Raw genomic sequence first — 11,531 nt, forward strand, 5'->3', positions numbered from 1 at the left:
TGGCGAAGTCCGGGTTCTTGGCCAGCCCGAGGAAGGAGCCGGCACGCTTGCGCGTGGCGCAGTATTCCGGCAGGTAGCGGCCGGCCTGGCGCATCAGCCACAGCGGCGTGTAGTCGGTGGGCTGGCGCAGCAGCGCGCGCAGGAAGGTGTCGTTCTGGAGGGGGGCGAACTTGGATGACATGGAAAGCCTTTCACGAATCCGCCATTATCGCCGATGCCGCCGCTCCGGGGCCAAGAGCATGTTTCCTGTTGGCATGGGCGGCGGGTTCAGGGCGCGAGGCGGCCGCGCTGCTCCTGGTCGGCGATGCGCCGGATGTAGGCAGCGAAGTCGGGGTCTTCGCCGCGCAGGAGCTGGGGCAGGAGGAAGTAGAAGTCTTCCCGCTGGCACCACTCGCGCATGTAGTCATCCCACGAGTGCCAACGCCGCAGGGCCACGCCCTTCATGTCCGGTTCGTAGGACACGATGTAGGCGCGCTCGAACAGGGCGATCAGCATTTCGAAGATGATCAGCATGCGCTCGCGCTGCTCGTCGGTCAGGTCCGGCGTGGAGGTCGTGGTGCGCAGCTTGAGGTCGGGATGGACGAGAACGATCTTCAGGAAATCGTGGTACGCATCCTGCAGCAGCTGGTAGGCTTCCTCGTCCTCGGCGTCGCGCTCCTTGCGCTGTTCGAAGAGGAACAGGAAGATCGCGAACGGCAAGCCGAACACGGTGACGATGAAGCTGGCGACTTCCCAGAAATCGGGATTGAGCAGGAATTCCATGACAACCTCTCAGGTAGTCGCTCTATGCTACCGTTATTTACGTCAGGAATCATCTGCGGGCGGCGACCGCCGCGGCCAGCAGGCCGGCCCAGGCAGTGCAGCCCTTGGCGGAGGGATGATAGCCGTCCGAGGCCATCATGGCGCGGTCTGTCGTGTCGAGGGCGAGCGGGACGTGACAGACATGTCCGCACTCGCCGGCGATTTCCTGTGCAGCACGATCCAGTACGCTCGCCTTCAGGCCCATGATCCAGCGCAGCGGCTGCGGCAGTGCGGGAAAATGGCGCAGCGGCGGCACGCCGGAGAGCAGGATGAGGCCGGGCCGGCAACGCTGCTCCACGGCCTGCAGGACCTGCCGCAGGTCGCGCTCCCAGTGCGCGACCGGGCGGAACGCCGTCGTGTCGTTGACGCCGAAGGCGACCAGCGCGACGTCGACGGGCGCGGGCGGAATGGCGGGGATCACGGTTTCCAGCGCCTCGCGCGCCGTCACGCCGTTCTTGCCGCAGGCGCGCCAGGCCACCGGCCTTTGCATCGCCTCGGCCATCGCTTGCGCGAGCTGGCCGGTGATCGCTTCGTCATGCGTGCCGACGCCGACGCCAGCGACCGGGGATTCGCCCACGGTCAGCAGGGACAAGGGCGTACCGGCATAGGCCCCACCGCACAGGCCTTCAAGCGGTCCGCCGGCTTCCGGCAGGCGCGGGGTGACGCGGCGCGTGTACTTCCCCTGCGCAATCAGCAAGGGCAGCATGGGGAAGGCGACCAATTCCGGCAGATAGCGACGCATCCTGATCCTTGTCGGGGCGCTTCAGCGCAGCTGCATGTGTTCGATCTTGATGCACTTATCCATCACAACGGCAAGCCCTGCTTTCTCGGCGCGGGCGGCGGCCGCATCGTCGACGACGCCGAGCTGCATCCATACGGCGCGAGCACCGATGGCGATTGCCTCGTCGACGGCCGCGCCGACTTCCGCCGACTTGCGGAAGCAGTCGACCACATCGATCCGACCGCCTTCCTTCCGTATCGCCGCATTCGCCTCGGTCAGTGACGCATGGCAAGGATGTCCAAGGATGTGAGTACCTGCGTACGCGGGGTTCACCGGAAGGATACGATAGCCGTGGGCCTGCAGGTATTGCGCCACTTCATGACTTGGGCGATCCGTCCTTGCGGACAGGCCGACGACGGCAATCGTCTTGCTTTCGGCAAGGATGCCGCGGATGCGCTGTTCTTCGTCCATTCCTTCGTCCATTCCAATTCCTGTGATGGATATCTGCCGGTCTGGCCGGCCCGGCGGAATGCCAATAAAAAAGGCAGCCGAAGCTGCCTTTTCATTGTACTGCCTGCCTTGCCTAACGCTTGCTTAGCGCTTACGACGGAGCTTTTCGATCGCTGCCAGCTGCGCAACTGCCGCAGCCAGTTCCGCCTGTGCCTTGGCGTAGTCGATTTCCGACTCGCGGTTGGCCAGCGCTTCTTCAGCCAGTTTCTTCGCTTCGGCCGCTTTCGCCTCGTCCAGGTCGTGACCGCGGATGGCGGTATCGGCCAGCACGGTGACGACGTTCGGTTGCACTTCGAGGATACCGCCCGCGACGAATACGAATTCCTCGTCCGCCTGGCCCGGCACCTTGATGCGCACCGCACCCGGCCTGATGCGCGTGATCAGCGGGGTGTGCTGGGGATAGATACCCAGTTCACCTGCCTCACCCGGCAACGCGACGAATTCGGCTTCGCCGGCGAAGATTTCCTCTTCGGCGGAGACGACGTCTACGTGGATAGTTTGTGCCATGTTAGAACCTTTGTTGTTCGTCTGAAGTCCAGACCGGTTGCTTGCAGTCCGCTGCAGTCAGGCGAGGCACGCTACCCTGTGCCCTGCCCGGCTGCGGCGCACTGCACCGCGCACGACTTAGATCTTCTTGGCCTTTTCGATTGCTTCCTCGATCGTGCCGACCATGTAGAACGCCTGCTCCGGCAGGTGATCGAGTTCGCCGGAAGCGATCATCTTGAAGCCCTTGATCGTTTCCTTCAGCGGAACGTACTTGCCCGGGGAGCCGGTGAACACTTCAGCAACGTGGAACGGCTGGGACAGGAAACGCTGCATCTTGCGAGCGCGTGCCACGACCAGCTTGTCTTCCGGCGCCAGTTCGTCCATGCCCAGAATCGCGATGATGTCGCGCAGTTCCTTGTAGCGCTGCAGGGTGCCCTGGACGGCGCGCGCGGTCTCGTAGTGCTCGGCGCCGACGACGTTCGGGTCCAGCTGACGCGAGGTCGAGTCGAGCGGGTCCACTGCGGGGTAGATACCCAGTGCAGCGATGTCACGCGACAACACGACGGTGGAGTCGAGGTGGGCGAAGGTGGTTGCCGGGGACGGGTCGGTCAAGTCATCAGCAGGGACGTACACGGCCTGGATGGAGGTGATCGAACCCGTCTTGGTCGAGGTGATGCGCTCTTGCAGACGGCCCATTTCTTCGGCCAGCGTCGGCTGGTAACCCACCGCGGAAGGCATACGGCCCAGCAGTGCGGACACTTCGGTACCGGCCAGGGTGTAACGGTAGATGTTATCCACGAAGAACAGAACGTCACGGCCTTCGTCACGGAAGGATTCGGCGATGGTCAGACCGGTCAGCGCCACGCGCAGACGGTTGCCCGGCGGCTCGTTCATCTGGCCGTACACCATCGACACCTTCGAGTTGGCCAGGTTGTCCAGGTCAACGACCTTGGAGTCAGCCATTTCGTGGTAGAAGTCGTTACCTTCACGGGTACGCTCACCCACGCCGGCGAACACGGACAGACCCGAGTGTGCCTTCGCGATGTTGTTGATGAGTTCCATCATGTTCACGGTCTTGCCCACACCTGCACCGCCGAACAGACCGACCTTACCGCCCTTGGCGAACGGGCAGACCAGGTCAATCACCTTAATGCCGGTTTCCAGCAGTTCCTGCGACGGGGACAGCTCGTCGTAGGCCGGAGCCTTGCGGTGGATCGATGCGGTTTGTGCCGCGTTCACCGGACCGCGCTCGTCGATCGGGTTGCCCAGCACGTCCATGATGCGGCCCAGGGTTGCCGGACCGACCGGCACCGAGATCGGTGCGCCGGTGTTCTTGATGAGCATGCCGCGACGCAGACCGTCGGAAGAGCCCAGCGCAATGGTACGGACGACGCCGTCGCCAAGCTGCTGCTGCACTTCGAGGGTCAGCGCGGAGCCTTCCATCTTCAGCGCATCGTAAACCTTGGGCATCGCGTTGCGCGGGAATTCCACGTCAACCACTGCGCCGATACACTGAACGATTTTGCCTTCAGCCATTTTCGTTCCTTCAATATAAGTAGATTCTTTTAGTTAAACCGCAGCCGCACCGGCGACGATCTCGGACAGTTCCTTGGTAATCGCAGCCTGGCGAGTCTTGTTGTACACAAGCTTCAACTCGCTGATCACGTTACCTGCGTTATCGGAAGCAGCCTTCATCGCCACCATCCGCGCCGACTGTTCAGACGCCATGTTTTCTGCAACGGCCTGATAAATCAGCGCTTCGACATATCGCACCAGCAGTTCGTCGATCACGGACTGGGCATCCGGCTCGTAGAGGTAATCCCACGAGTGCGAATTCTTGTCCGCTTCCATACGCTCTGCCGACAGCGGCAGCAACTGGTCCATCATCGGTTCCTGCTTCATCGTGTTGATGAACTTGGTGTAGAACAGGTAGACCGCATCCAGCTTGCCTTCCTGGTACGCATCGAGCAGCACCTTGACGGGGCCGATCAGCTTGTCCAGGTGCGGCGTGTCGCCGAGGCCGACGGCCTGCGACACCACCTTGCCACCGATACGGTTCAGGAAACCGAGACCCTTGTTGCCGATTGCGACTGCTTCAACCTTCTTGCCCTGACCTTCGAGCTCGCGCACCTTGTTGGTCACCTGACGCAGCACGTTGGTGTTCATGCCGCCGCACAGACCCTTGTCGGTCGTGACGACGATGATGCCCACCGTCTTTGCCGTGTCCTGCTTGACCAGGAAGGGATGCGTGTACTCCGGGTTGGCCTGCGCCAAGTGAGCGGCGATATTACGAATCTTGTCACTGTAGGGACGGGCCGAACGCATCCGGTCCTGCGCCTTGCGCATCTTGGATGCGGCGACCATTTCCATCGCCTTGGTGATCTTCTTCGTGTTCTCTACGCTCTTGATCTTGCCGCGTATCTCTTTGCCTGCAGCCATGAGTATTTACTCCTTCAGCCCCAGTGATCAGAAAGTTTTCTTGAAGGCGGCAATCGCGGCGGCAAGTTCGGCTTCGCCGTCCTTGTCGAGTTGCTTGGTGTCTTCAATCTTCTGCAGCAGGGCGCCGTGGCTCGTCTTCATGAAGTTGTGCAGTCCGGATTCGAACGCCAGCACCTTCTTGACGTCGATGTCGTCGAAGTAGCCCTTGTTCACTGCGAACAGCGACACGGCCATCAGCGAGATCGGCAGCGGCGAGTACTGCGGCTGCTTCAGCAGTTCGGTCACGCGTGCGCCGCGGTCGAGCTGCTTGCGGGTGGCTTCGTCGAGGTCAGAAGCGAACTGCGCGAACGCGGCCAGTTCACGGTACTGCGCCAGGTCGGTACGAATACCGCCGGACAGGCCCTTGATGACCTTGGTCTGAGCAGCACCACCGACGCGGGACACCGAGATACCTGCGTTGATCGCGGGACGGATACCGGCGTTGAACAGCGAGGTCTCCAGGAAGATCTGGCCGTCGGTAATGGAAATCACGTTGGTCGGAACGAACGCGGAAACGTCGCCTGCCTGGGTTTCGATGATCGGCAGTGCGGTCAGCGAACCGGTCTGGCCCTTCACTTCACCCTTGGTGAACGCTTCGACGTAGTCGGGGTTCACGCGCGCTGCACGCTCGAGCAGACGGGAGTGGAGATAGAACACGTCGCCCGGATAGGCTTCGCGGCCCGGCGGACGGCGCAGCAGCAGGGAAACCTGACGGTAGGCGACTGCCTGCTTGGACAGGTCGTCATAAATAATCAGTGCATCCTGGCCGCGGTCGCGGAAGTATTCGCCCATGGAGCAGCCGGAGTAGGCGGCGATGTACTGCATCGCGGCGGATTCGGAAGCGTTGGCGGCAACAACGATGGTGTAGTCCATCGCGCCGTGCTGCTCGAGAGCGCGCACGATGTTCTTGACCGTCGATGCCTTCTGGCCGATCGCGACGTAGATACACGTCATGTTCTGGCCCTTCTGGTTGATGATGGCATCAACCGCGACGGCCGACTTGCCGGTCTGACGGTCGCCGATGATCAGCTCGCGCTGGCCACGGCCGATCGGCACCATGGAGTCGATTGCCTTGAGGCCGGTCTGCATCGGCTGGGACACGGACTGGCGTGCAATAACGCCCGGCGCAACCTTTTCGATCACGTCGGTCAGCTTGGCATTGATCGGGCCCTTGCCGTCGATCGGCTGGCCCAGTGCGTTGACCACGCGGCCAACCAGTTCCGGACCAACCGGCACTTCCAGCACGCGGCCGGTGCACTTGACGGTGTCGCCTTCGGAAATGTGTTCGTACTCGCCCAGGATAACGGCGCCGACGGAGTCGCGCTCGAGGTTCAGCGCCAGACCGAAGGTGTTGCCCGGGAATTCCAGCATCTCGCCCTGCATCGCGTCGGAAAGACCGTGGATGCGGCAGATACCGTCGGTCACGGAAATCACCGTGCCCTGATTGCGAATCTCAGCGGTGTCGCCAAGGCCTTGAATCCGGCTCTTGATCAGTTCGCTGATTTCAGACGGGTTGAGTTGCATGTTAACTCCTAAATTTTTTAATCTCTGCTTACGCCAGCGTGAGCATGGCCGCGATCACGACGCGAGGGCTACGTACATCTTCTGCAGCTTGGCGCGGACGGAAGTGTCGAGCACTTCGTCGCCAACGGTGACGCGCACGCCACCGATCAGCGCGCTGTCCACCGTCACGGTCGGGTTCAGCTTGCGGCCGAATTTCTTTTCCAGCGTCGCCACCAGGTCTTTCACCTGAGCGTCAGTCAGCGCAAACGCGCTCGTGATTTCCGCATCTGCGGCGCCTTCGGATGCATTCTTCAATGCAAAGAATTGCGCGGCGATTTCGGGCAGCAGTGCGAGTCGACCGTTTTCGACCAGCATCCCGACGAAGTTTTTCGCTTCGGGGGAGACATTGGACTTCAACAGCGACAAGAACGTTTCCGATACCTGCCGATCCGAGATCTTCGGATTGCTGGCGAAAGACTTGACGTCGGGGAGAGCGGCAACGGCCGCCATTTCCGACACGAGGTCGGACCAGGCGGCCAGGTTGCCGGACTTGGCTACACGGAACAGTGCTTCGGCGTAAGGACGAGCAATCGTTGCGAGTTCGGCCATGATTACAGCTCGGTCTTCAGTTGGTTCAGCAGGTCGGCGTGGGCCGCTGCGTTCACCTCACGCTTGAGGATCTGCTCGGCGCCCTTGACCGCGAGAGTCGCGACCTGGGCACGCAGTTCGTCGCGTGCACGAGTAACTTGCTGTTCTGCATCGGCTTTGGCAGCGGCGACAATGCGTGCTGCTTCTTCGGATGCGGCTTTCTTGGCGTCGTCGATGATCGATTGGGCGCGCTTTTCGGCGTCGATGATGCGCTTCTGGCCTTCGTCGCGGGCGGAAGAGAGTTCAGCCTGCGCGCGCTTGGCGGCTTCGGCCATTTCTGCTTTGCCCCGGTCGGCGGCTGCCAGGCCGCTCGCGATCTTCTCGGCGCGCTCGTCGAGCGCCTTCATCAGCGGCGGCCACACGAACTTCATCGTGAACCACGCGAGGACGAAGAAGACCACGAACTGCGCAAACAAGGTTGCATTTAAGTTCACGGTGTTTTCCTTCTCAGAATAACGAGAGCCGAACCTGGGATCGGTCCGGCTGCGGGAAATTCAGCGATAGGCTGATTACTTCGCGATGAACGGGTTTGCGAAAGCAAACAGCATGGCGATACCAACACCGATCAGGAACGCTGCGTCGATCAGACCAGCCAGCAGGAACATCTTGGTCTGCAGGGTGTTCATCAGTTCAGGCTGACGTGCGGATGCTTCGAGGTACTTGCCGCCCATGATGGCGATACCGATACATGCGCCGATAGCGCCCAGGCCGATGATGAGACCGCAAGCCAAAGCAACAAAAGAAATGTCAGTCATGAGAGTTCCTTCAAAAGGTTAAGGTTAAAAACAAAAACTAAAAAACAAACTTCTTTACTTACTACTATCCTGAGGATTCTTTAGTGGGCTTCGTGGGCCTGGCCGATGTACACGAGCGTCAGCATCATGAAGATGAACGCCTGCAGCAGCACGATCAGGATGTGGAAGATTGCCCACATCGAGCCGGCGATCACGTGGCCGATGAAACCGAATGCGGTTGCCATCGAGCCGAGCAGTGCGATCAGCAGGAACAGCAGTTCGCCTGCGTACATGTTGCCGAAGAGTCGCATGCCCAGCGAAACGGTACGGGCCACATATTCGATCGCGTTCAGCAGGACGTTGAACGGCGCCATCCAAATGCCGAACGGTGCTGCCAGCCACTCGTGCAACCAGCCGCCCATGCCCTTGATCTTGATGTTGTAGTAGATCACGACGGCCAGCACGCCGAGGGCCATGCCCAGGGTGCCGTTGAGGTCGGCGGTCGGCACCACGCGGTGGTACGGGAACACGTTTTCAAGGCCGAACAGCGAGAACAGTGCGGCGAACATATCCACCGGCAGGAAGTCCAGCGAGTTCATCAGCGCGACCCAGACGAAGACCGTCAGCGCCAGCGGGGCGATGAAGCGGCGGTCGCCGTGGACGATGGCCTTGGACTGGTCTTCGACCATCTCGACAACCATTTCAACGAAAGCCTGGAAACGGCCCGGCACGCCGGAGGTCGCCTTGCGTGCAGCCAGCCACATCAGGAAGCAGCCGACCACGCCCATCGCGATGGACCAGAACATCGTGTCCATGTTGATGATCGAGAAATCGACGATCTTGTCCTGGTGCTTGGTGGAGAGGTGTCCGAGGTGGTGGACTATGTATTCTGATGGAGTAGGAGCGTGTCCGGTGGATGCCATGTCAGTGCCTAAATATTAAGATGATGTAACTCTTCAGCGCCACGATGAAGGCAGCGAGTAGCGCCAGCCAGTTCAAATCGCGGTACAGCCATACCACCGCGCCAAGCAGCGCGACAGTCAATGCAATCTTGATAAATTCGCCGATGAAAAAAGTCATCGGGTTGACAGCCCCCGGCTTGCGCGCGTTGATAAACAAACGCAAGGCAAACAAGCCGTTTGGCACAACACAGCACAAGCCGCCAAGAAGCGCTGACAACAGCGCGTGCCATCCTCCGATCAGGCCGGCAATCAGTCCGGTGATGACCGTGGTCAAAAACTGCAGGAGGACGACGCGTAGCATAGTGGTCCGCTTTGGTGCAATCCGTGGGCTTTCTACTTTTGAAAGCACTCGAGACGGGCCGCGGTATTTCTTGGTGGTGCGTCTTGTGAAACCACGGGATTATAAGTGTTTTCCACAAGGACCGTCAAACCTTTGACGGGCGGAAATCCGACAAGGAGCTACCGTAAAACTACGGTATCGCGCCCCTGCATGCACCGCCGGGGTGCATCCCTTTGCCCTCAGCTTGCAAGGCTGTACAGCCAGTTGCGTCCTTGCCCCCAGTCGCCCAGTCCGCTCTCGGCATTGATGTGCCCGCGCGGTCCGAGGTCATGGAAGTGCGCGCCCCATGCTTCGGCCCAGGCCTTTGCCTTCGGCTGCTCGCACCAAGGGTCGTTGCTGGAGGCGACGACCACCGCCTTGAACGGCAGGCGGATCTGCGGCATCGGCGTGAAGCCGGTGACGAAGGCGGGGAAATCGGAGCGTTCCACATCGGGCGGCGCGACGAGTAGTGCGCCCTTCAGCTTCGCGGCGTGTGGTGCGGCGCCATGGGTGACGGCCCACCAGGCGGCGGTCGCGCACCCAAGGCTGTGCGCGGCGAGGACGACGGGGCCGGGGGCGTTTCGGATCGCCGCATCCAGCGTGTCCACCCATTCGCTGCGGACCGGCTGTTCCCAGTCGCGCTGCTGCACACGGTGCGCGCCGGGCAGGTCGGCTTCCCAGAGGGTCTGCCAGTGTCCCTCGCCAGAATTGAACAGGCCGGGGTGAATGAGGATGGTGGTCGTCATTGGCCGGCGCGCAGTTTCGCGATCAGTTCATCGAGCGCGTCGAGGTTGGCAAAGTCGACGATGAGCTGACCCTTGTTCTTGGCCCCGACCTTGATCACAACCTGCGTCGCGAGCATGTCGGACAGCTCTTCTTCGAGGCGGGCGAGGTCGCGCGACTTTTCCTTCGCTGCGCGCGACTTCGCACCGGATTGTTCGGTGGTGGCCTTCACCACGAGTTTCTCGGCCTCGCGCACCGACATGCGCTTGGCGACGATCTGGTTGGCGAGGGTGATCTGCGTGGCGGAGTCTACCGCCAGCAATGCACGCGCATGGCCCATGTCGATGTCGCCGGCCATGAGCATAGTCTGCACCGGCTTGGCAAGGTTCAGCAGGCGCAGCAGGTTGGACACCGCGCTGCGCGAACGGCCGACGGCGCCGGCCGCTTGTTCGTGCGTGAAGTCGAAATCGGTGATCAGGCGGTGGATGCCTTGCGCTTCTTCCAGCGGGTTGAGGTCTTCGCGCTGGATGTTTTCGATCAGCGCCATGGCCGCGGCGGCCTGGTCGTCGACATCCTTCACCAGCACCGGCACTTCACTTAGGCCGGCGATCTGCGCGGCGCGGAAGCGGCGCTCGCCGGCAATGATTTCATAGCGGCCGTCGCCATTGACCGGGCGAACCAGGATCGGCTGCATCAGGCCCTGGGCCTTGATCGATGCGGCCAGCTCCTGCAAGGCGCCTTCATCCATGCGGGTGCGCGGCTGGTATTTGCCCGCCTGCATCTGTGCGACCTTGAGCGTCGACGGCGAGCCTGCCACCGTCGGTACCGCTTCCTCGATGTCGGATGAGCCGCCGAGCAGTGCGTCGAGGCCGCGGCCGAGTCCCTTGGTTTTCTTCAGTGCCATAGTGCTGCCTTACATGGATTTGATGCGCTCGACCATCTCGGCGCCGAACGCGATATAGGCTTGCGCGCCCTTCGATGCGGGATCGAAGGTGACGCCGGGCATGCCGTAGGAAGGCGCCTCGGCGAGGCGCACGTTGCGCGGGATGATGGTCTTGAAGACCTTGTCGCCGAAGTGTTGCTCGAGTTGCGCGGAGACCTGCTGCGAGAGCGTCATGCGCGGATCGAACATCACGCGCAAGAGGCCGATGATCTTGAGGTCGGTATTGAGCTTGCCGTGCACTTTCTTGATCGTGTTGACCAGGTCCGACAAACCTTCGAGCGCATAGTACTCGCACTGCATCGGGATGATCACGCCGTGCGCCGCGCAGAGGCCGTTGAGCGTGAGCATCGAGAGCGCGGGCGGGCAGTCGATCAGCACGAAATCGTATTCGTGCGCGACGGCATTGATGGCATCCTTCAGGCGCTTCTCGCGGTTCTCGAGTTCGACCATTTCTACTTCGGCGCCGGCCAATTCACGGTTCGCGGGCAGCACATCGAAGCCGCCGGTTTCGGATGCCTTGCGCGCAGTTGGGACGTCGGCCAGGCCGAGCAGCACTTCATAAACGGAGCTCTGCAGCTCGGCCTTGTTGATGCCGGCACCCATCGTGGCATTGCCTTGCGGGTCGAGGTCGACCAGCAGCACGCGCTGATTGATTTTCGAGAGACCGGCTGCGAGGTTGACTGCCGTTGTCGTCTTGCCGACG

Annotated in this window: 16 protein-coding genes; all 16 read right to left on the reverse strand. The window is 61.5% G+C overall.

All coding sequences use genetic code 11. From position 1 onward, the window contains the following. On the reverse strand, positions 1 to 181 hold a 181-nt coding region (locus VFF99_RS16720; protein WP_325019880.1), incomplete at its 3' end, for a uroporphyrinogen decarboxylase family protein. Between the two features lie 86 nt (positions 182 to 267). Then, positions 268 to 762: a hypothetical protein gene (locus VFF99_RS16725; protein WP_325019882.1), complete on the reverse strand. Its 495-nt coding sequence runs from the start codon at positions 760 to 762 to the stop codon at positions 268 to 270. Between the two features lie 49 nt (positions 763 to 811). After that, on the reverse strand, positions 812 to 1,543 hold the full coding sequence (locus VFF99_RS16730) for an SGNH/GDSL hydrolase family protein (protein ID WP_325019883.1): 732 nt from the start codon (positions 1,541 to 1,543) through the stop codon (positions 812 to 814). 21 nt (positions 1,544 to 1,564) lie between these two features. Further along, positions 1,565 to 2,005 (reverse strand): CoA-binding protein, encoded by a 441-nt coding sequence (locus VFF99_RS16735; RefSeq protein WP_325019885.1) that lies wholly within the window; start codon positions 2,003 to 2,005, stop codon positions 1,565 to 1,567. Between the two features lie 111 nt (positions 2,006 to 2,116). Then, a complete protein-coding gene (locus VFF99_RS16740) occupies positions 2,117 to 2,539 on the reverse strand; it encodes a F0F1 ATP synthase subunit epsilon (protein ID WP_325019887.1) in 423 nt (140 codons plus the stop codon). A gap of 117 nt (positions 2,540 to 2,656) precedes the next feature. Further along, a complete protein-coding gene (gene atpD / locus VFF99_RS16745) occupies positions 2,657 to 4,054 on the reverse strand; it encodes a F0F1 ATP synthase subunit beta (RefSeq protein ID WP_325019889.1) in 1,398 nt (465 codons plus the stop codon). Between the two features lie 33 nt (positions 4,055 to 4,087). Next, positions 4,088 to 4,957: a F0F1 ATP synthase subunit gamma gene (gene atpG, locus VFF99_RS16750; protein WP_325019891.1), complete on the reverse strand. Its 870-nt coding sequence runs from the start codon at positions 4,955 to 4,957 to the stop codon at positions 4,088 to 4,090. A gap of 27 nt (positions 4,958 to 4,984) precedes the next feature. Further along, positions 4,985 to 6,520: a F0F1 ATP synthase subunit alpha gene (atpA, locus tag VFF99_RS16755; RefSeq protein ID WP_325019893.1), complete on the reverse strand. Its 1,536-nt coding sequence runs from the start codon at positions 6,518 to 6,520 to the stop codon at positions 4,985 to 4,987. Positions 6,521 to 6,574: 54 nt separating this feature from the next. Then, the gene (locus VFF99_RS16760) at positions 6,575 to 7,108 is read right to left on the reverse strand and encodes a F0F1 ATP synthase subunit delta (protein ID WP_325019895.1); all 534 of its coding nucleotides are present in this window, start codon (positions 7,106 to 7,108) and stop codon (positions 6,575 to 6,577) included. Between the two features lie 2 nt (positions 7,109 to 7,110). Further along, positions 7,111 to 7,581, reverse strand: coding sequence for a F0F1 ATP synthase subunit B (locus tag VFF99_RS16765; protein ID WP_325019897.1), 471 nt, complete (start codon positions 7,579 to 7,581; stop codon positions 7,111 to 7,113). 75 nt (positions 7,582 to 7,656) lie between these two features. Further along, complete coding sequence (gene atpE, locus VFF99_RS16770) at positions 7,657 to 7,902, reverse strand: F0F1 ATP synthase subunit C (RefSeq protein ID WP_088710626.1); 246 nt, start codon at positions 7,900 to 7,902, stop codon at positions 7,657 to 7,659. 80 nt (positions 7,903 to 7,982) lie between these two features. Further along, positions 7,983 to 8,804: a F0F1 ATP synthase subunit A gene (gene atpB, locus VFF99_RS16775; RefSeq protein WP_325019899.1), complete on the reverse strand. Its 822-nt coding sequence runs from the start codon at positions 8,802 to 8,804 to the stop codon at positions 7,983 to 7,985. 1 nt (position 8,805) lies between these two features. Next, the gene (locus VFF99_RS16780; protein WP_325019901.1) at positions 8,806 to 9,144 is read right to left on the reverse strand and encodes an ATP synthase subunit I; all 339 of its coding nucleotides are present in this window, start codon (positions 9,142 to 9,144) and stop codon (positions 8,806 to 8,808) included. A gap of 218 nt (positions 9,145 to 9,362) precedes the next feature. Further along, positions 9,363 to 9,908, reverse strand: a complete 546-nt coding sequence (locus VFF99_RS16785; protein WP_325019903.1) for an alpha/beta hydrolase — start codon at positions 9,906 to 9,908, stop codon at positions 9,363 to 9,365. Beyond that, the gene (locus VFF99_RS16790) at positions 9,905 to 10,789 is read right to left on the reverse strand and encodes a ParB/RepB/Spo0J family partition protein (protein WP_325019904.1); all 885 of its coding nucleotides are present in this window, start codon (positions 10,787 to 10,789) and stop codon (positions 9,905 to 9,907) included. Before VFF99_RS16790 ends, VFF99_RS16785 begins: the two co-directional genes overlap by 4 nt. 9 nt (positions 10,790 to 10,798) lie before the next feature. Beyond that, positions 10,799 to 11,531: ParA family protein (locus tag VFF99_RS16795; RefSeq protein ID WP_325019906.1), on the reverse strand; the 733-nt coding region annotated here is incomplete at its 5' end.

Source organism: Noviherbaspirillum sp. (assembly GCF_035654295.1).
In the GTDB taxonomy this organism is placed as follows: Bacteria; Pseudomonadota; Gammaproteobacteria; order Burkholderiales; family Burkholderiaceae_D; genus Noviherbaspirillum.